The organism is Nonomuraea sp. CA-141351 (genome assembly GCF_050944675.1).
Lineage (GTDB): Bacteria > Actinomycetota > Actinomycetes > Streptosporangiales > Streptosporangiaceae > Nonomuraea.
In genome coordinates, this window is the sequence record NZ_CP191982.1 from 10,411,158 (window position 1) to 10,430,207 (window position 19,050).

The window sequence follows — 19,050 nt, forward strand, 5'->3', positions numbered from 1 at the left end:
GTGACGGTCACAGCGGCGTGCAAATGCCTGGCGATCGCGTTGTTGCCGGGGTGTGACGCAGCCGCAGCACCGCGTCAAGGTCAGGCAGGTGATAGCGCGTCCAGGCCGAGGATCGTCCACGAGGGCCTGGACGGGAGGTGTGCTGGTCGAAACCGGGACAGTCGTCACGTCCGTGCTGCCGGTCAGTTCTCCAGGTCGGCGCGCAACATATCGGTGAAGTCCCGCACGGCCGTCAGCCGCGCGTGGGGTTTGAGCCAGTCGGCGAAGTCGCGGACGTGCGCGACTGAGCGGGCGGAGGTGTGCTTGGGAGCTCAGCGGGAGATCGCGGAGCCGATGACGGACACGGCCATGAACACCGCCCAACCGGACGTCATCAGCCACAGGCCTCTGTTGAGGTGTCCGTACTTGACCTGGCACAGTCGGCTGACGTGCCAGATCTGGTCCGCGAGCGCATCCAGCCAGTCATCCTGGCGCCGCCGCAACACCGTCGAGAGCTCGCCGGGACCGGATAGGCTGCGGACATCGGCGAAATAGGCGATCCGGGCGCCGAACGGCCCGCGTCGGCGGGAGGCTCGGGGTTTGATCGCCGCGATCAGGAAGCCTGAGCTGACCACGACCGTAAGAACTGCACCCCACCAGAGGATCGCGAGGAACCTGTTCGCGGCGGCGGGGTCGCCGCCGGCGGTGAGCTTGTTCAGCACCGCGCCGACGCCGACGCCATTCACCGTCAGGAGGATTCCGGCCTTGACGTCGGCACGGCTGAGTTCTTCCCTGGCATGTTCCAGGATCGTGGCCGCGTGCGCGGGCGGGTCGCCGGTCATGATGCCCCGTTGAGTCGGGCGGTGGACAGCAGTCGCTCGGCCAATTCCGGCCGCTCGTAGTTGGTGAAAACCTGGGCGAGTTGCGAGATGAGGTACTTTCTCGCCTCCGGGGTCAACCCGCGAACGAAGGCTTCGATGATCGCGGCGGCCTCGTTGCGGGCCGAACCCGCATCGGCGGCCTCTTCGAGGAGTCTTACTGCGGTCTCGAAGGGGTCGGCCTTGCCGCTGGTGGACATGGCAGCAAGGTCGGCCAGGCGGCTGGGGTCTTCGCCCACCCACCACATGCGAGCCATGGCGGGGCTCGCCAGGAAGTGATCTCGTAAGAAGCCGAGCCGCCGGGCCTGCTCCCGGTACTCCATCCGGGCGAGCGTCGTCTTCTGGACGGCCTCCTGGAGCGATCGTGCCGTCTCCATAGCGCTTGCGCCGGCGCTGACCCGCGCCTGGACCCGATCGAGCCGGACGTGCAGGTCGGGCATGGCGACGACCGATTCGCGGTTCAGCTCGATGGTGATCTCAGCAGCGGCCCTGTCCAGATCGAGGACGGACAGCTTGCTGCTGACGACGCGGGCATGGCTCTCCAACTTTCGGTAGACCTGGGCCTCCTGAGCGGGCTGTTGGTGATCGAGCTGACCGTGGACCTCGATGGTCGCGTCGAAGCAGGCACCATCGAGCTCGCTGGGGAGCCGCGTGCGGTATATGTACTCGTTCGAATGGCTCGCTCTGGCTCCCAGCAGTTGTTGCAGGAAGTCCCTAATCACCGACCTGCGCCTCCTGCTCCATCTGGAGCGCGAGGTCGATCGACTCCCTGGTCGAGGTTCCGCTCCTCGCAAGGACGGCGTCGATGACCTGGTGGAAAACGTGCTGGCGTGGGGGCTCCGCCTCGTCCGAAGTTTCGCGTGCCCACTTGAAGACGGCGATGACCAGGAGGCTCTCCTCGACCGCGCTACTGGGAACCGCCCCGAGCACGGTTACCACCGTGGAAAGAGGCGCCTTTGCCTGGGCGGCCGCTTCCAGCCAGTGGGAGACACCCGATCGTATCTCCGCCTCGGGAAGGGGGCTTCGCAGCAGTGACCTCCAGGCCACCGCCAGAGCCGGCTCCCACCCCAGGTCGACGTGCTCGAGTAGCAGGAGCCGGCCGTCGGGATCCTGCAGCAGCAGGACCTTGAGTAGGGCTTCGGCTGCGACGCTTCGTCGCGATTCCGGCTCGGATCGGTCGAGCCAGCGTACGAGTTCGTCAATGAGCTCTCGGCGGAGTCGCAGGTTCGTCGCCAGGCCTGCCAGGCCGTCCACCAGGTTCTTCCTGATGTCGATGACGTCGGTGAGCGAGACGTGCTTGAGCCGGGTCAGCGCCACGCGAGGGAACGCTTCGGCCAGCGGGCCGGTGCAGGTGGCTACTACTGCGGCGGGACGCCGTGGCGGGGACTGCCGGGACCACTGATAGAGCGTACGGCGAGCGGCGCGGCCGAGTTCGTCGCTCAACGCCGCCCGTGTGAGAAGGGCGACCCCGAGGCCAAAGGTCGCCGTCCCGTCCAGGTATCCGGTCGCCAGCGTGTTCAGCATGGCGAAATGACGCTGACGGATGGCGAGGTCCGCCACCTGCTCAGCGATCAGCGCTCCGTCGTCCGGCAGCTGCTGCGCGAGCTTGCCGAACCAGTCCTGAAGATCCTTGTGCAGCTGCGGCCAGTGGCTCCAGACGAAATCGAGGGTCGAGGCGCCGAACGCCGTTCGTGAGAACACGACACGGCCATGGTCGTAGCCGGCGGAGATGGATTCCAGGCGTTTTTTCGTGCTGGGCCCAACCAGTCCGTGTCCGGCCTCCGGGCGGAGCTCGAGGATTTCAGAGAGCATCCTGGCCGCGGTGAAGACCGACGACGACGTGCTTCCCTCCAGCACCGCGGCGGCCAGCCGGAGTGCTCGCGTCCTGCCTTCCTCGTCCTCCTTTTCGCCTGGCACGGTGGAGAAGATGTGCTCCAGTTCGGCTTCCCAGTTGGTGTAGGCGCCGAGCACCTCGTCCACCAGGTGCTCGCTGAAGTGGCCTGCCTTGGACATGGCCTCCGCGGCCAGCCTGGCGAGTCGTACGGCGTCACGAGGACCGGCTGGCGACAGGCACTCCTTGATTTTCGGGTGGGCGCTCCAGCCGCCGGCTTCGGTTTCACCCAGGGAGACCGTTAGATGCTTGCCGAAGATGTCGATGGCAGGGGCGGAGACGATGGGGAGCTCAGGAACCCCGTCGAGGGCGACGCGCCGCCAGACGTCGGCGGTCACCCGGATGACGATCGGCAGCCTTCGCTCGCGCGCCGATCCGATGCACGCCTGCAGCGGCTTGGAACTGCCGGCCAGGTCGTCGGCATGGACGATGTAGCCCATATCCGGCGGTCCGAGGAGTTCCCCCGCGTCGTCCTCGTCGAGAGGGACTTCGCGCGGCTGGAGGCCGAGCCCGGCCAGCAGGTTGATCGCGGTGATCCGCCTGCCGCTCCCCTTGGGTCCCACCAGCGCGACGACTCCATACGTCTTGAGACGCTCGGTGAGAGCCTCCATGCCGGCTGTCGGCACGAACATCGCCCGCTGCCGTTTGATCTCTTCCTGGTCGAGCGCGATGGACCGGATCATCGAGCTGCTCGTGTAGATGCGATCCGCGACGTACGCGGTCGTGACGGGAGCCTGAAACACTGCTGCTGCCGTTGTCTCACTCACTGCGGTCTCCCTTGGACTCGCGGCCGAAGAAGTCGGTGGGAAGCGTCTGGCTCACCTGCATGTAATGCGCGGTGTTGCTCTGGCCGACGGGGGCTTGGAAGACCGCCAGCGGCGAGCCACCGGCCTTCTCCGCCTCCGCGGCGGGAACGGCGGGCCGGTCCTGGGTCCGGGCTTGCCAGGAGGGGCGCGGAACGTACAGCCAAGCGGGCTCGGCGAAGTCTTTGCCGGGCACCTCGGCCGTCGCGGAGGTGAGCTCGCTGGGATGCAACGTCGTGTACCCGGGCCGGATGATGTCGTCGAACACCCGCTGGGAAAGCACGGCCGCGGTCTGGGTGACGTCCGGATGAGAGCGCTTCAGCACGTCGTTGATCGGGGTTGAGTTCAGGAGCCGGAACGTGGTGACGGTCGGCTCGCTGATGCGGTCGCGTACCAGGTCGCCGGAGTCCGGGACCGGGCCGACGTGGAGCGCGGCCCGCAGGCGCAGACGGAGGTCGCGGTCGCGCGCGGCCAGTCGGTGATCCACCTCTTCGAGCACGGTCTGCAGGTTCGCCAACAGCGGGCTTACGAGCAGCGGCAACCACGCCGGGTCGGTGCCGAAGATGTAGTCGTCTCCCGCGCTGTCGGGGAAGCGGCGCGCGTCCCATACCTCCTGCAGACCGGACAGGTTCATGGCACGTTCCAGGACCTCAGGCACCAGCTCGTGCAGGTCTCCCAAGAACACCCCCTTGGCGGCGCTGAACTTGACGATGTCCACAGCCAGCAGCGCCCGGTAGGGCGGCAACAGCTGGGTCGGGATGGCTCCTTGCATGTCTCTCTCCTCGCTCTCCCCACGTGCTGCTCCTGCTGCTCATGGTCGTGGAGGTCGGGCGAGCGAACTGTCCAGACCTGGACACAGAGCGCAGATTTCCGTCAACCCTCCAGAAGGATCCGCCGGAGGCCGGCGAGGTCCAGGAGTTCGAGGCGACGGCGGCCAGTGACGACCAGTCCCGCCCTGCGCAGCGCCGACAGCTCGGCCGCGACCGCCGCGCGGGACATCCCAGCAGCGCCTGCCAACTCGCTCTGGCTGATCTCGATCACCTGTCTCGATGAAGTGTCGCAAGCCGCGAAGCGGAGCAGCATCGCCGCGACGCGGCGCTGGGCGGAGAGCTGCGCCAGCTCGCTGCGGAGGTCCTCGCCTTCCCTGAGGCGTTCGACGACGTGGCGGACGAGCTGGTCGGTGAGCCGGTGGCCCTCCAGGATCGCGCGAAATCGGGCGGCGGGAAGTGCGTAGGCGACGCAAGGTTGCAGGGCTGTCACCGTGGCCGAGCGCCTGCCGCCGTCGATGGCTGCGATCACGCCGACCACCTCCCCGGGCCCGCGTACGGCCAGAAGCACCTCGGATCCATCCGGCTCGCTGCGGGTGACCTTGATCTTGCCTGCGGTGAGGCACAGTACGAACGCGCCCGTCTCACCCTGCCGTACCAGGACGTCTCCGACGGCGTAGGACCGAGCCGCGCCAGCCCTGATCAGCCCCTCCCACGCCGGCATGGGTAATGCGCCGCCGAGCCCTCGGACGGGTGACTCAACGTTGGCCATCTTCTCCGTATACCTGGGCTCGTGAACTCCATCAAGCCTCAGGCGGAGCATCAGCCGGCTATGAGACGACGTCAGCTACGGGGATTACGGAGTCGACCATCCGGGCACTCCCCCGGCAGACGACAAGTGGTCGCCCCCGAACCTGCGTTACACGGTCGGACGGCAATGATTTCTGTACTACTACAAGTCGCGGCAACATGGGCTTCTTCGAGCTCTACAAGAAGCTGGTTGGCTCCTCGGATTGGCCGACCTATGGTACGGGCTTCTCCTGGGGTGACGAGCAGATCGCGAGGGCGGCGGTCCCGCAACCGGGAGGCGTGTGCTCGCACCGCCTCGACGATGAACTCGGCGACCTGCCGGGAGAGGTGGGCGGCGTCAGCGACTTCGAAGTACAGGGCGTACTGCTCCTCGTCGCCGGCTGTGACGGCCCAGACGCCGTATTCGTCCTAATCCAGGTCTGATGGGCCGGGAAAGACGGCTTAGGACGCCAGGTCGACAGTGCCGATCTGATCAGGAGTAGGAATCGGTGGCTGCATCGCAATCTTCCTTCTGCTCGGACTGGGAAGATGACGCGTTGAGAGCGGCCTCCCATGGTGGCGGAGGCGGCACGTGATCGCCAGTCTTATCGCTAGAGCGGAGGTCAGAATTCCATCTGACGGCTCGGGACGACCAGGGGTGAGGGCCAGCGCCCGGCTCAACCTGAGTTCCCCGCACCCTGGGCACTTGCCCTGAGGTCATCCCCTATCGAGTGCGGGCCCTGGCTGGCGCGTCTGTCGTCGCCCACCGTGAGAGGTTGAGGTGGGACAGATGCCGAAGACTCGTGTGCAGGTCAGCAGGCGATGCGGCTGCGTCGATGCGGAAACAGGACGCCAGCGAGGGATGACGTGTCCGCGTCTGCCAATAGATGACGACCATGGCAGCTGGTATTTCGCGGTGCAGGTGCGCGGCCTGGACGGGCAGCGGCAGCGCGTCCGCAAGGGCGGTTACGCCGACCCCGAAGAAGCGCAAGCGGCAGGCCAAGCCCTGGCCGCTGCCGACCATGACGGCGCAGGGACCGCATGCACCCTTGGACAGTGGCTGGCACGCTGGCTGGCCACCAAGGACGCCCTGCGTCCGTCGACCCGGCAGGGCTATGCCACCCATATCCGCCTCTACCTCATCCCGCAGCTGGGACGGATACTGCTCCACCAACTCACCTCTCGCGATGTCAACGGACTGCTCGCGACGCTGGCGTCCCGTCCCTTGCCGACCGGCCGCCAGCTGTCACCCGCCACCGTGGTGCGGATCCACGCCACCTTGCGGACCGCGCTGAACGCGGCGGTTCGCGCCCGGCTGATCCCCATCAACCCGGCCAACGGAGCCGAACTCCCCCATCCCCGACGACCACATCCGGTCGTCTGGACCGCCGGACGGACCGCCCGGTGGCAGCAAACAGCAGAACGTCCGGCGGTGGCGGTCTGGACCGAACAACAGCTCGCGGCCTTCCTGACCGGCGTCGCGCAGGACCGCCTGTACGCCGCCTGGTGGCTGGCCGCGCTACGCGGCCTGCGCCGCGGTGAGCTGGCCGGGCTACGCTGGACGGACGTCGACCTGCAGGCCGCGGAGCTGACAATGGCGCAGCAGCGGGTGCACGCCGATGGTCACGTCGTGGTCGGCCCGCCAAATAGCACCGCCAGCTGCCGGGTGGTGGCCCTGGACGCGGAGACCGTGCGGGTGCTGAGACGGCACCGCGAGCGCCAAAAGGAGCTGAGCGCGACGGCGGGCACACGCTGGCAGGACTCCGGGTACGTGTTCACCACCGCGACGGGTGCGGCTCTGCGGCCGGACTACCTCACCGGCCGGTTCCGCCGACTGGTGACGACCTCCGGACAACCGCCCATCCGGCTGCACGACCTGCGACACGGCGCCGCCACACTCGCGCTGGCCGCGCGCACCGATCTGAAGGTGGTGCAGGCCATGCTCGGGCACGCCAGCATTGTGCTCACCGCCGACACCTACGTCTCGGTGCTACCGGAGGTGGCCCACCAAGCCGCCGGGGAAACGGCCAGGCTGGTGCTGAACGCCGCGTCCGCGCTGGGGCGGCCGCTGGGCGGCTGACTCAGCTTTGCCCCACATTTGCCCCATGCTGCCCCAGCGCACGGGCGTGGCCTGAGTTTGCCCAGGTGGAGAAGCGCGCCCTGCAGGATTCGAACCTGCGACCGTCGGATTAGAAGTCCGGTGCTCTATCCAGCTGAGCTAAGGGCGCTCCCGCCTTATTGTGCATGATCCGGCGACTTGTCACGCACACGTTTTCCACGTGTCAGTCTGTCAGGCCGATCACACCCCACACGACCAGCGTCCCCAGGACCGTCGCCGCGAGGGTCCAGCCGGTGGCGCGTCTGGGTATGTGGGCCTCAGGAAGGATACCGGAGGTCGCCAGGTAGAGGAGGAACCGGAGAAAAGGCCCAGGTAGGCGCCCAGGAAGCCGTCTGGGATGGTGACGAGGGTCGTCAGGGTCTGCCACGGGGGCCAGGCATCCAGGAGCAGGGGGCTGAGGGGGCGGTGGCGGGCGTTGCCGTACAGGGACGTGACCGTGTACGTGTTGAAGCCGTCCGTGAAGTCGTGAGCGATCACTCCTATCGCCACGGCCACCGCCAAGGAGGTGTCCGTCTGGTACGCGGCGGCGTCCAGGAGGCCGTGGACGATCAGAGCCGCGCCGGCAGTGAGGCCGCGAGTCCGGAGCGGGCGTGGTGGTGGATGGCGTGGTCGGTCTCGTGGGCGTCGTGCATGCCCAGTCAGGGGAGTCCACGTTAGAGGGGTGCCGAGCCGTGAAAAGGTCGGGCGGGGGCGGGGCAAAAGGGTCTAAGCTCTCGTGGCATGGTCGCGACGCTCCTGCATGAGATTCCCCTGCAGGGCGGGGACGTGACTGACGGGGTGGTGCGGGTCGGAGACACCGTACGGAGACCGGCCAGTACGTCGACACCCGCCGTGCACGCCCTGCTCCGGCACCTCGAGGCCGCGGGGTTCGAAGGAGCGCCGCGGGTGGTGGGGATGGACCGGCTCGGGCGCGAGATCCTCACCTATGTGCCGGGTACGACGGGGCTGCGGCTCGAGAGCGTGACCGATGAGGCGCTGGCTGGGCTCGCGGTGCTGGTGCGGGGATATCACGATGCGACCGTTGGGTTCCCGCTGACGGCCGAGGGGTGGGCGTACGGGTCAAATGATGACAAAGCGCCAGAAGTCATCGGACACTGTGATTTAACGCCAGATAACGTGATATTTGGCAGCGGGCACCAGCCCCGCGCGCTGATCGACTTCGACCTGGCCCGCCCGACGACCAGGCTCTTCGACATCGTCACCACGCTCCGCCACTGGGCACCCATCGCCGACCCCGTCGACCGGCACCCGCTCCTCCGCGACCTCGACGTGGGCGCCCGCCTGCGGCTGTTCTGCGACGCGTACGGCGTGCCGCCCCGCGACCGCCGCCGCCTCCTCGACCTGGCCAGGCTGCGCTTCCACCGCTCCTACACCGTCATGCGCACCCGCGCCTCGTCGAGTGGCAACTGGGCGAAGATGTGGGCGGGCGGCGCGGGCGAGCGCATCCGCCGCGCGGCCGCCTGGCTGGACAAGAACGAAGACGAGCTCCATGCGCATCTGGTGTGACCCGCTGGGGCTCGCCCTCGGGGTGGCCCTCGACCAACTGTTCGCCGACCCGCAGAGCCCCGCCCACCCGGTCGCCGTCTTCGGTCGTACCGCCGCGACGATTGAAAAATCCCTGTACGCGGATAAGAAGGCGCACGGAGTCGTACATGTCGCTGTATGCGTGGGGGGTGCGGCCGCGCTCGGGGTTCTCGCGCAACGGGTCCCCCACGCACGTACGGCCGTAACAGCCGCCGCCACCTGGGCCGTGCTCGGCGGCACCACGCTCGCCCGTGAGGGCGAGTACCTGGCCGACGCCCTCGAACGCGACGATCTGGAGCGGGCCAGGGCCAGGCTCCCCCACCTGTGCGGCCGCGACCCCTCGCACCTCGAGGCCAAGGAACTGGCCAGGGCCACGGTCGAGTCGCTGGCCGAGAACACCTCCGACGCCGTCGTGGCCCCGCTCTTCTGGGGCGCGGTGGCGGGCGTGCCGGGGCTGCTGGCATATCGGGCGATCAACACGCTCGACGCCATGATCGGCCACCGTTCGCCCCGATACGAGCGGTTCGGCTGGGCGGCGGCGAGGCTGGACGACGTCGCGAACTACGTACCGGCCAGGGTGACGGGCCTGCTCACCATCCTGACCGGCCCGAGCCCGGGCCGAGCCCTGGCCGTGCTCAGGAGGGACGGCCATCGGCACCCCAGCCCGAACGCGGGCAGGTGCGAGGCGGCCTTCGCCGGCGCGCTCGGCGTCACCCTTGGCGGCACGAACGTCTACCAGGGCAGGACCGAGCACCGCCCCACCATGGGTGACGGGCCCGAGCCTGGCGTCAAGGACATCCGCCGGGCCGTACGCCTGACACGCGCGGTCAGCCTGGCCGCCGCCGGGGCGGCCGTGCTGACAGCCTGGGCCCTACGAAATCGCCACAAATAGGTCGTCGGTAAGATTGCGGACCGCAGCGCAATTGCGCAGTAATCAGCTATTGAAGGCTTTTCACATGACGCGGTTGAGATTGAGCACCAGCCAGACGACGAATATCGCGACCAAAGTGATCCCGATCATCGACTTGGCGGCGTGGTTCGCAACCTCCTTCCTGGCGACGACCTGCTTGGCGCTCTGCTTCCAGACCTGACGCATAATGATCATGTTCTGGAACCGGCGGCCGAGGGCGAACACGGCGAACGCGATGATGATGAATAAGATGATGCGACCGTCTGCAGGTTCCACGGAGATCCCCCTGTGGCCTTGAAGTAACTCACGCCCCCGAAACTTTTAGAGCACTCAGGATACTCGGCCGACAGCGGTTTGTAATTGGAATTATGGTCCGAGATCAACCACGATCGGCGCGTGATCGGACGGGCCTTTCCCTTTGCGGGCCTCCCGGTCGACGTACGCCGACCGCACCCGCCCGGCGACGTCCGCGCTCGCGTAGACCAGGTCGATGCGCATCCCCATGTTCTGGTGGAACATCCCGGCCCGGTAATCCCAGTACGTGAACGGGTGCGGGCCCTTCATCGGCGTCGGCACCACGTCATGCAGGCCCAGGGCACGCAGCTCGGCGAGGGCCCGGCGCTCGGCCGGGGTGACGTGGGTGGAGCCGGCGAAGAGCGCGGGGTCCCACACGTCGGCGTCCGTGGGCGCCACGTTGTAGTCGCCGCACGCCACCAGCGGCATGGTCATCTCGGCCGCCAGCGCGTCCCGCAGGGCGGCGAACCAGTCGAGCTTGTACGCGTAGTGCGGGGAGTCCACGGTGCGGCCGTTCGGCGCGTACAGGGACCACACGCGCATACCGGCGCAGGTCGCGCCGATCGCCCGGGCCTCGGGCGTGGCCGCGCCCACCCCATCGAGCTCCCCGAACCCCGGCTCGCCCGGGAAACTGAGCGTCACGTCGTCGAGGCCGACCTTGGACAGCAGGGCGACGCCGTTCCACCGCCCGTCGCCGTGGGCCGCGGCGGCGTAGCCCAGCTCGCCCACCTCCGCCATCGGGAACGCCTCCGCCGGGCACTTGGTCTCCTGAAGGCAGACGATGTCGGGCTTCGCCTCGGCCAGCCACTCGAGGAGGCGGGGCAGGCGTGCCTTGACGGAGTTGACGTTCCACGTCCCAAGCCGCATACCCCCACCCTGCCCCTTTTTCAGTTTTTAGGCGCGGCTCTCCCGTCCTTCATCTTTTACGGCGGAGCACGGCCGGCCCACCCACCGCACGTGGCCGGGCCCTGTCCAGGGAGACGGTCGTGTGGTGTGCGGGGCTGGGCGCCGTTACGCCGCATCCTGGGCCGACGGAAGGCAGCCAGAACGCCCGAGATCAACCTCTTCATCCGGGCCCAGCACGCGGAGATCCATCCTGCCCCGAGCATAATGGTCACGGGGAGGGTGCCATATGCCACGCCGTGTCAAGGTCAAAGGTGATCGGTTCCACGGTCGCGTGCCCGAGGGCGCTGTATACGTGGGACGCGAGTTCCCCGGTCACAAGCGCAGCCCGTTCGCCAACCCGCACAGCCTGTCTCCCAAGGGCTGCCGGGTCTGCGGCGGGCAGGTCCACGTGCGCTCTCAGGTGATCCCGCTGTATCGGGCCTACCTGCAAGACCACCCCGAGCTGGTCGAGCGGGCCCGCGGCGAGCTCCGCGGCAAGGACCTCGCCTGCTGGTGCGACCCCGACCAGGAATGCCACGCCGACGCGCTGCTGGCCGTCGTCGCGGGGCAGGCGCCCTGAATCAGGGCCGGCTGCGCGCCACGCCCACGGTGATCTCGTTGCCGAGCCTGTGCCCCATGAGCAGCTCGAGGTCGTCGCCGCTCCAGAACTTGCCCGGGTCGTACCAGTTGGGCCGCCGGCCGCTGGGCAGCAGGCCCATCGTCTCGTACGTGACGGCCACCACCTCGGCGCAGTACGCGCTCTCCAGCGTCTCCTCCTTGAGGCGGCGGCGCAGCCGCGGGATGCGGCCCTTGGCCCAGCGGCCGGCCAGGCGGGCGGTGGAGGGGAACGGGGTGCCGTCGAGCCGGGCCACCGTGCGCAGGGCCGCGTCCTCCATCTCCTGCGTCGCCTCCGGCTCGAGCTGGCGCAGCCAGGCCCGCTGGCCGTAGCGGTCGGCCCACGTGGTGACCGCGTCGCGCAGGTCGTGCAGCTGCACCCCGCGATGGTGGGTGCCCGCCCACAGGTCCAGCAGCGACTTGCCCAGCTCGGCGTGCCACATCATCGGCGGGAGGTCCTCGATCACGATGGCCATGCCGACGTGGTTGACCGGGCTGTTGGTCATCGTCTGGATGGCGCGGTCGGGCACCGAGCGTCCGCGGAAGATCCACAGATCGCCGGTCCTCGTCACCTTGACGGCCTCGTCGAGAGTCAGCACACCGCTATCCCTTCGCTGCAGAACCGCCCGTTCCCGCGCCTCTCGACCATCCTGCCAAAGGGAGCCGCGGAAGTGCGGCGGACGGGGTTAGCCTAGGCAACATGCGCTGGTGGAAGATGCTCGGTCTGGCGGGACTCATGGGGGTGGCCGCCACGGGAGTGGTGATCGCGCGCGCCGAGCGCCGCCGCCGCGCCTACACCCCCGAGGAGATCCGGGCGCGCCTGAGGGAGCGCGTGGATCAGGTGGATCAGCCCGAGGGCAGCAGGTCGTAGACGAAGACCACGTCAGGGTAGGCCGGGTTGTCGTCGTAGCCCTGCACGGCCCCCTGGTAGGCCCGCTGGTAGTTGACCACCCACGGCATCGCGGCGGCCACCCGCTGGTCGAGCACCCGTTTCGTGGCCTGCTCGTACGCCCGCTGCGCCGCCGCCTTGTCGGTCACGGTCAGCTCGGGCACGGTGTCGAGCAGCGCGTCCAGGCTGTGGTCGCGCAGGTAGGTCAGGTTGAAGGCCGGCGGGTTCTCGCTGTGGAAGACGTTCCCGAACCACGAGTAGCCGTCGGCGTAGTCGGGCCACCAGTACATGACGAAAATGTCCTGGCCGCGCTTCTTGCCCAGCTCCCACTGGGCGTTCCACGGCATCGGCCGGGCGTCGATCGTGACGTTGAGCGGTTTGAGGGCGTACGCGAGCTTGGTGGCGAGCAGGTGCCAGTCCGTGTCGCCCTCCCCGTACGTCATCGTCAGCCGCAGCGGCCGGCCGCCCGGGCCGTACCCCGCCCTGGTCAGCAGCCGGGCCGCGCCCGCCAGGTCCTGCCGGGGCACGCGGCCGGGCACATGACCCATCAGCCCCTCGGGGACGATGCCGCTGGCCGGGGTGACGGCGCCCTTCAGGTCCCTGATCAGGCCCCGGTAGTCGACGGCCTTCTGGACCGCGCGGCGTACGCGCACGTCGCGCATCGGTCCGCTCGCGGTGTTGAACAGGAGCATCGCCGTCTGGAACGACGACCGCTGCGACGTGCGCACGCCCGGCTCGGACGAGGCCACGGCGAACAGGCGCGGGTTGAGCCGCGGCACGAAGCTCACCTCACCGCGCTGCAGCAGCCGCCACGCCCGGTCGGGATCGGGCACGACGCGGAACTTGACCGTGTTGTAGTGCGGCCCGTCCCATCCTCTCCAGTACTTGTCGTACGCGCTGAGCGTGAGCTCGTCCTCCTTGCCCTTCTGCCACTTCGTCACCGTGTACGGCCCCGAGCCGGCGTCCCTGCCGGCCGCGAAGAACTTCCCGAGGTCGGGCGCCGCCTGCGTGTCGTATATATAGGCCGCGTACGTGGATGAGGCAACCAGGTCCAGAGGGACGGGGTACTTCAGCGCGAACGTCACCGTGGCCGGGTCGTCGACCCTGATGGAAGAGACGGCGTCCCAGATGTAGGAGGCGCCCGTCTTGGACTTCATGGTGCGCTCGATCGAGGCCTTGACCGCCGCGGCGTCCAGCCGCCTGCCGGTGTGGAAGGTCACCCCGGCGCGGAGGTTGAAGGTCCACGTCCGGCCGTCGGGTGAGGAGCGCCACGACGTGGCCAGCCGGGGGCTGGACTTCTTGGTGACGGGGTTCCAGAAGGTGAGCGTCTCATAGACGTTCTGAAAGGCGACGATCTCGCTGGAGTAGGACTTGCTCGGGTCCCATTCGGTGACGATGTCCAGATTCTTGACGTAGACGAACGAGGACACCCCCGCAGGGGCCTGCGGCGGCTCGGCGGGCGTCGAGCAGGCCGCGAGGAGCATCAGCGCGGCGGCCGCTGCGAGACGACGGCGCAACGCATCTCCCTTTGCTAGCGATGTACTCGGGAAACCTACTCCAAGATCGATAGGATCGGTGCCCAGGTGTCCAAAAGTCCCGAAAAATTGGGCATTCTGGTGATCGAATTGCTATCCTCGGGGCTTGTCCCGTCCGGGGTTGCCAGCAGGGGACCGACCGGAGTGAGGTGCCATGGGTCGTAGCCGAACGATCCGTATGAAGATCATCGGACTACTACTGGTGCCCCTGACCTCCATGGTGGTGTTGTGGGGGGTCATCACCGCCGTCACCGCCACTGAGAGCTTGGAGCTGCGTCAATATAAGACACTCTGGACGAACCTCCGCCTTCCCGCGTACAAACTGATCAGCGAGATTCAGCGTGAACGTCTCGTCTCGGCCAAGCTCCTGCGCAAGTCGGAGAACAAGTCGGCCGTGATCGCGCAGCGTACTAGTACCGACGCCGCCAGAGACGAGTTCAAGCAGCTCTCCAGCAAATCCAAGGACCGATCGGAAGAGATCCGCACACAGGTGGACGCGGTGAACACGCAGCTCGACAGGCTCGACGCGATCAGAGGAGAGATCGACACGAGCCTGTCTGACCGTCTGCACACCGTGGAGGCGTACAGCGGGATCATCGACACCCTGTTCGGGCTGCACAAGCGGGTCGCGATGATCGACGACATCCCGATCTACGAGCAGTCGCGCGTGGTCATCGACATGGGGTACGCCAAGGAGTTGCTCACCAGGGAGCAGGCCGTCGCGTTCGGGCCGACCACGGCCGCGGAGCGCAGGCTGTTCACCCAGCTGGCCGGCAACCGGCGCTTCCTGGTCGACCAGGCGCTCGGCGAGCTCGACCCGAGCCTGCGCGACACCCAGGTGGCACTGATCACCTCCCCCACCTACCAGCGGATGCGGATGATGGAGGACCAGATCATCGCCGGGCAGGCGCCGCGGGGCTGGCTCAGCACCACGGACGGGCTGGCGAAGTCGTTCCAGGACGCGCAGATGCAGGCCAGCACGGTGCTGAACGGGCGGGCCGACCCGATCGCCGACCAGGTGCTGTCCAGGGCTCTCCTGCTGGCCGGTACGGCGCTGGGGTTGGTGATCCTGTCGATCGGGTTCTCGCTGCGCATGGGCAACCGGCTGTCGAAGGAGCTGGGCGCACTGCGGATGGCCGCGCTGGAGGTGGCCCAGGAGAGCCTCCCCCGCGTGGTGGCCAAGCTGCGCAAGGGCGAGACGGTCGAGGTGCCGGAGCTGTCCGTGGCGAGCACCACGGTCGAGATCGACGACGTGGGGCAGGCGTTCTCCACCGTCCAGCAGACCGCCGTCGAGGCCGCGGTCGGCCAGGCACAGCTCAGCGAGGGCGTCGGGCACGTGTTCCGCAACCTGGCCAGGCGCAGCCAGACGCTGCTGCACCGCCAGCGCATCCAGCTGCAGGACATGCAGCACCGGGCGACCGACCCCGACGCGCTGGACGACCTGTTCAAGCTCGACCACCTGACGACCCGCATGCGCCGCCACGCCGAGGGCCTGATCATCCTCTCGGGCGCCACCCCCGGCCGCGGCTGGAGCAGGCCGGTGCCGATGCTCGACGTGGCCCGCGGCGCGGCGGCCGAGGTGGAGGACTACCAGCGGGTCACCGTCGAGCCCATGTCCGGCCAGCGCCTGGCCGGACCTGTGGTGGGCGACGTGATCCACCTGATCGCCGAGCTCATCGAGAACGCCACCGTCTACTCGCCCGTGCACACTTCGGTCATCGTGCGCGGCGAGGTGGCGGCCCGCGGCTTCGTCTTCGAGGTCGAGGACCGTGGGCTCGGGATGAGCGCAGAGGTGCTGGCCGACTTCAACGAGCGGCTGGCCAGCCCACCGGAGTTCGACCTGGCCGACAGCGACCGGCTCGGCCTTTTCGTCGTCTCCCGCCTGGCCGCCAGGCATGACATCCGCGTGACGTTACGCGGTTCACCATATGGAGGGACCACCGCGATCGTGTTGATCCCGGAAGAACACGTGGCCGAGCCAGAACCGGAGACCCACGTGACAGAGCCCGCTCGACCCATGCGGGTGGTGCGCAGTGAATGACGAACGCTGGCTGGACGAGGACGCCGGTCCTATCGTCCCGGCCTACCTGCTGACCAGGGGCCGTACGGTCCCCGCGAGCGAGGCCATCGACCTCATCGCGGTGATCATCACCGCCGGCGGCCTGACGCCGCCGGTGGGGCTTGGCCCCGAACATCTGATCATCCTGCAGAAGTGCACCAAGCCGACCAGGCTCGTGGACGTCGCGGCCGAGCTGAACCTGCCCATCGGCGTGGTCAGGGTGCTGGTCGGCGACCTGCACGCGCAACAGCTCGTGCAGGTCGAGCTCCCGCCACCCGCCCCCGACGCGAAGGTGCTGCTCGAGGTGATCAGCGGGTTGAAGGCGCTGTGACCGCCCTGCGGTTGAGGCGCCCGTACACGGCCGCGAAGACCGTGGCCACGACGCTTGCCAGGGCGGCGGCCCCGAAGACCCGCTGGTAGCCGCCCACGCCCGGCTGGGCGGCCAGGATGGCGGCGATGGCGGCGCCCGCCGTGCTGCCGCCGACGATGCGGACGAGCGCGTTCACACCGGCCGCGAGGGCCGTCTTGGCCGGGTCGACATGCTCGACGGCCATGGTGCCCAGCGCCGCGTAGCCGATGCCCAGCCCGATGCCCATCAGCGAGGCCGCCACGTACAGGTGCGCGGGGCTGCTGTGCTCGACCACCAGCCAGAGCGCGGCCAGCCCGGTGACCGCCGATCCCGCCGCCACCATCGACGAGGCCTGGAAGCGGCGCATGAAACGCCCGGCGAACAGCGAGATCACCAGCATGAAGACGGTGCTCGGGAGCAGGTAGAAACCGACCTCCAGGGTGGACGCGCCGAAGCCGTAGCCGGTCTTCTCGGGCACCTGGGCGAAGCTGGATATGCCAGTCATGAGGGTGAAGAACGAGAACCCGAGCAGCATCGAGGCCACCGTCGCACCGATCGTGCCTCTCTGCACCAGCATCGCCATCTCCACCAGCGGCTCGGCAACCCTGCGCTCGACCAGCACCCAGACGGCCGCCAGTGCCACCGCGGCGGCGAACAGCGCGAGCACGCCCGGCGAGGTCCAGCCCCACGAGCCGCCCTCGCTGATGGCCAGCAGGAGCGCGACCAGCCAGGCGGCCAGCAGAGCGGCGCCGATCAGGTCGGGGCGTCCCTTGCCGGCCGGGGCGCCGTCGCGTACGAGGAAGGCCACGATCGCGACGGCCACCAGGGAGATGCCGGCCGTGATCCAGAAGACCATGTGGAAGTCACCGGACGAGAGCCCGGCCAGGATCATCCCGCCGCCGCTCCCGAACCCCATCGTCGCGCTGATCACCCCGATGCCGGTCGCGAGCTGCTCCCGGGGCAGCACGTCGCGTGCCACACCGATGGAGAGCGGCACCAGCGCCGCCACGGATCCCTGCAGCACCCTCGCCACCATCAACCAGGGCAACGAGGTCGCCAGCGCGGCCATGACCGAGCCGACCACCAGCAGGGCCAGTGCGCCGAGGATCATGGGGCGCCTGCCGTACATGTCGCCGAAGCGCGACAACAACGGCGTGGCGACCGCCGCGACCAGGAGGCTCAGTGTGAGCGTCCAGGACACGGCAGGGAGCGAGGCGTGCAGCTCCCTCTGCAGCACGGGAAGCAACGGGACCACCGCGGTGTTCTGCAGCGCGGCGATGGAGGCGGCGAAGGCCAGCGCGACCACCGCGGGCCATGGGTTCCTGGTGGACGTCTCGCGTGCCGCGGACGCTACCACTGTCGCCATGTGAGGCTCCTTTAGATAACTTAGGTAAGTAACGAGCAATGATGATACATACGTAAGTTAGGTAAGCAAATAGGGATGGACGAAGATCTCAACAGGACGGTTGTGGCGTTCCGCACATTGGTAACCACGCTCAACCGCGCCAAGACGCACGAGCGGCTGACCGAGGCCGCCGGCGTCCGGCTAGACCGGCCGGACGTTCAGATCCTCGTCCACCTGCTGGACGCGGGCGAGCCGCACAGGATCGGCGCGATCGCCGCGGGTCTGCAGGTGGAGAGCCCCCACGTGACCAGGCACGTCGCCTCGCTCGAGCAGCGCAAGCTGGTGGAGCGCGTACGCGACCCCGACGACGGCAGGGCCTGGCGCATCGCGCTCACCGAGGAGGGGGCCGAGGTCGCGAGCAGATGCCGCAGGGTGACCAGCGAGTGGTTCGAGGGCGCGCTCGCCGACTGGCCGGAGGCGGATCGTACGGAACTGTCCAGATTGATGGGGAAGCTCTCGGACGACCTCTGCTCACACCTGCGGGGCCTCATTTAAGCGCGGAGTACGTCCTCCGCGCGGTGGCAGGCGACCTGACGGCCTCCTATGTCCCTGAGTGCGGGCGGCTGCTCGCATTCCGGCGCGGCCAGCGGGCAGCGCAGCCTGAAGGGGCATCCGGTCTGCGCGGGCACCGCCTCCGTCCTGCCCTTGGCCTCGGGCGGGGGGCCGCCCAGCTTCGGCACGGCGTCGCGCAGGGCACGCGTGTAGGGGTGGGCCGGCTTCGCCAGAAGGTCGCTCGTGGGGCCCGACTCCACCACGCGGCCCGCGAAGAGCACGTGCGAGGTGCGGCAGAGCCGGTCCACGACGGCGAGGTTGTGGGTGATGAGCAGGCGCTCGGTGTCCAGAGAGGCCAGCAGGTCGAGGATCCTGGCCTGGACGGTGACGTCGAGCGCGCTGGTGGGCTCGTCCAGGATGAGCAGGCGGGGATCCACGGCCAGGGCCCTGGCGATGACCACGCGCTGGCGCTGGCCGCCGGAGAGCTGGTGAGGCCTGCGGGCGGCCACGTCGGGGTCCAGGCCGACCTGTTCGAGCAGCTCCTTCACCCGGGACCTGGCGCTTCTCGGGAGCGCCTCCGCGACGGAGGTGCCGATGCGCATCCTGGGGTCGAGGGCCTCGGCCTGGAAGACGGGCTGGACGTCTTTGCGGAACTTCCGCATGTCCACCTTTTTCATGGTTTGGTCGCCGTACCAGATATTTCCGGCCAGAGGGGTGAGGAGGCCCAGGAACGCGCGCGCCAGGGTCGTCTTGCCCGAGCCGCTCTCCCCTATCAGGCCGACGCCGCCCTCGGTGATGTCCAGGGTCACGTCGTGCACGACCGGGCGGCGGTCGTACCCGAGTGTCACCCGCTCGGCCCTGAGCATG

General features: G+C 68.5%; 20 protein-coding genes and 1 tRNA gene. 9 read left to right on the forward strand and 12 right to left on the reverse strand.

Annotated features, from left to right (window positions below):
- Positions 1 to 311: 311 nt before the first annotated feature.
- From ACQPWU_RS48735 to ACQPWU_RS48755, 5 genes are all read right to left on the reverse strand, one after another.
- Positions 312 to 821: a Pycsar system effector family protein gene (locus ACQPWU_RS48735; RefSeq protein WP_433433121.1), complete on the reverse strand. Its 510-nt coding sequence runs from the start codon at positions 819 to 821 to the stop codon at positions 312 to 314.
- On the reverse strand, positions 818 to 1,579 hold the full coding sequence (locus tag ACQPWU_RS48740) for a hypothetical protein (RefSeq protein ID WP_433433122.1): 762 nt from the start codon (positions 1,577 to 1,579) through the stop codon (positions 818 to 820). Before ACQPWU_RS48740 ends, ACQPWU_RS48735 begins: the two co-directional genes overlap by 4 nt.
- Entirely contained in the window at positions 1,572 to 3,515 is a 1,944-nt protein-coding gene (locus ACQPWU_RS48745) for a hypothetical protein (RefSeq protein WP_433433124.1), read from the reverse strand. Before ACQPWU_RS48745 ends, ACQPWU_RS48740 begins: the two co-directional genes overlap by 8 nt.
- Complete coding sequence (locus ACQPWU_RS48750; protein ID WP_364031791.1) at positions 3,508 to 4,323, reverse strand: hypothetical protein; 816 nt, start codon at positions 4,321 to 4,323, stop codon at positions 3,508 to 3,510. Before ACQPWU_RS48750 ends, ACQPWU_RS48745 begins: the two co-directional genes overlap by 8 nt.
- A gap of 101 nt (positions 4,324 to 4,424) precedes the next feature.
- Positions 4,425 to 5,090 (reverse strand): Crp/Fnr family transcriptional regulator, encoded by a 666-nt coding sequence (locus ACQPWU_RS48755; protein WP_319709413.1) that lies wholly within the window; start codon positions 5,088 to 5,090, stop codon positions 4,425 to 4,427.
- 197 nt (positions 5,091 to 5,287) lie between these two features.
- On the opposite strand from ACQPWU_RS48755, the gene ACQPWU_RS48760 reads away from it, so the two are divergent.
- Entirely contained in the window at positions 5,288 to 5,551 is a 264-nt protein-coding gene (locus ACQPWU_RS48760) for a hypothetical protein (RefSeq protein WP_433433126.1), read from the forward strand.
- Between the two features lie 418 nt (positions 5,552 to 5,969).
- On the forward strand, positions 5,970 to 7,187 hold the full coding sequence (locus tag ACQPWU_RS48765) for a tyrosine-type recombinase/integrase (RefSeq protein WP_433433128.1): 1,218 nt from the start codon (positions 5,970 to 5,972) through the stop codon (positions 7,185 to 7,187).
- Positions 7,188 to 7,261: 74 nt separating this feature from the next.
- On the opposite strand, the gene ACQPWU_RS48770 is transcribed toward ACQPWU_RS48765, so the two are convergent.
- A tRNA-Arg gene (locus tag ACQPWU_RS48770) sits at positions 7,262 to 7,335 on the reverse strand.
- Positions 7,336 to 7,946: 611 nt separating this feature from the next.
- Between ACQPWU_RS48770 and ACQPWU_RS48775 the strand changes: the two genes are divergently transcribed.
- Both ACQPWU_RS48775 and ACQPWU_RS48780 read left to right on the forward strand, forming a co-directional pair.
- Positions 7,947 to 8,732: an aminoglycoside phosphotransferase family protein gene (locus ACQPWU_RS48775; protein WP_433433130.1), complete on the forward strand. Its 786-nt coding sequence runs from the start codon at positions 7,947 to 7,949 to the stop codon at positions 8,730 to 8,732.
- A complete protein-coding gene (locus ACQPWU_RS48780; protein ID WP_433433131.1) occupies positions 8,716 to 9,642 on the forward strand; it encodes a cobalamin biosynthesis protein in 927 nt (308 codons plus the stop codon). Before ACQPWU_RS48775 ends, ACQPWU_RS48780 begins: the two co-directional genes overlap by 17 nt.
- A gap of 60 nt (positions 9,643 to 9,702) precedes the next feature.
- On the opposite strand, the gene ACQPWU_RS48785 is transcribed toward ACQPWU_RS48780, so the two are convergent.
- Positions 9,703 to 9,936 (reverse strand): hypothetical protein, encoded by a 234-nt coding sequence (locus tag ACQPWU_RS48785; protein ID WP_360703212.1) that lies wholly within the window; start codon positions 9,934 to 9,936, stop codon positions 9,703 to 9,705.
- Positions 9,937 to 10,026: 90 nt separating this feature from the next.
- Positions 10,027 to 10,821 carry an exodeoxyribonuclease III gene (locus tag ACQPWU_RS48790; protein ID WP_433433133.1) on the reverse strand — a complete coding sequence of 265 codons (795 nt, stop codon included), beginning with the start codon at positions 10,819 to 10,821 and terminating at the stop codon, positions 10,027 to 10,029.
- A gap of 265 nt (positions 10,822 to 11,086) precedes the next feature.
- Here ACQPWU_RS48790 and ACQPWU_RS48795 point away from each other — a divergent pair, with 265 nt between their 5' ends.
- On the forward strand, positions 11,087 to 11,419 hold the full coding sequence (locus tag ACQPWU_RS48795; protein WP_433433134.1) for a DUF4326 domain-containing protein: 333 nt from the start codon (positions 11,087 to 11,089) through the stop codon (positions 11,417 to 11,419).
- A 1-nt stretch (position 11,420) separates the two neighbouring features.
- Here the strand turns inward: ACQPWU_RS48795 and ACQPWU_RS48800 are convergent, their stop codons facing one another.
- Positions 11,421 to 12,050 carry a hypothetical protein gene (locus ACQPWU_RS48800; protein WP_433445489.1) on the reverse strand — a complete coding sequence of 210 codons (630 nt, stop codon included), beginning with the start codon at positions 12,048 to 12,050 and terminating at the stop codon, positions 11,421 to 11,423.
- A gap of 104 nt (positions 12,051 to 12,154) precedes the next feature.
- On the opposite strand from ACQPWU_RS48800, the gene ACQPWU_RS48805 reads away from it, so the two are divergent.
- The gene (locus ACQPWU_RS48805) at positions 12,155 to 12,325 is read left to right on the forward strand and encodes a hypothetical protein (protein ID WP_433433136.1); all 171 of its coding nucleotides are present in this window, start codon (positions 12,155 to 12,157) and stop codon (positions 12,323 to 12,325) included.
- Here the strand turns inward: ACQPWU_RS48805 and ACQPWU_RS48810 are convergent.
- Positions 12,301 to 13,860, reverse strand: coding sequence for an ABC transporter substrate-binding protein (locus ACQPWU_RS48810; RefSeq protein WP_433433138.1), 1,560 nt, complete (start codon positions 13,858 to 13,860; stop codon positions 12,301 to 12,303). The two genes, ACQPWU_RS48805 and ACQPWU_RS48810, sit on opposite strands and share 25 nt — an antisense overlap.
- A 235-nt stretch (positions 13,861 to 14,095) precedes the next feature.
- Here ACQPWU_RS48810 and ACQPWU_RS48815 point away from each other — a divergent pair, with 235 nt between their 5' ends.
- Positions 14,096 to 15,919: a sensor histidine kinase gene (locus ACQPWU_RS48815; RefSeq protein ID WP_433445491.1), complete on the forward strand. Its 1,824-nt coding sequence runs from the start codon at positions 14,096 to 14,098 to the stop codon at positions 15,917 to 15,919.
- Positions 15,912 to 16,268 carry a DUF742 domain-containing protein gene (locus tag ACQPWU_RS48820; RefSeq protein WP_433433140.1) on the forward strand — a complete coding sequence of 119 codons (357 nt, stop codon included), beginning with the start codon at positions 15,912 to 15,914 and terminating at the stop codon, positions 16,266 to 16,268. Before ACQPWU_RS48815 ends, ACQPWU_RS48820 begins: the two co-directional genes overlap by 8 nt.
- On the opposite strand, the gene ACQPWU_RS48825 is transcribed toward ACQPWU_RS48820, so the two are convergent.
- Positions 16,246 to 17,652: an MFS transporter gene (locus tag ACQPWU_RS48825; RefSeq protein ID WP_433433142.1), complete on the reverse strand. Its 1,407-nt coding sequence runs from the start codon at positions 17,650 to 17,652 to the stop codon at positions 16,246 to 16,248. The two genes, ACQPWU_RS48820 and ACQPWU_RS48825, sit on opposite strands and share 23 nt — an antisense overlap.
- 75 nt (positions 17,653 to 17,727) lie before the next feature.
- Between ACQPWU_RS48825 and ACQPWU_RS48830 the strand changes: the two genes are divergently transcribed.
- Positions 17,728 to 18,186, forward strand: coding sequence for a MarR family winged helix-turn-helix transcriptional regulator (locus tag ACQPWU_RS48830; protein ID WP_433433143.1), 459 nt, complete (start codon positions 17,728 to 17,730; stop codon positions 18,184 to 18,186).
- On the opposite strand, the gene ACQPWU_RS48835 is transcribed toward ACQPWU_RS48830, so the two are convergent.
- The gene (locus ACQPWU_RS48835) at positions 18,183 to 19,049 is read right to left on the reverse strand and encodes an ABC transporter ATP-binding protein (protein WP_433445493.1); all 867 of its coding nucleotides are present in this window, start codon (positions 19,047 to 19,049) and stop codon (positions 18,183 to 18,185) included. The two genes, ACQPWU_RS48830 and ACQPWU_RS48835, sit on opposite strands and share 4 nt — an antisense overlap.
- Position 19,050: the final 1 nt, after the last annotated feature.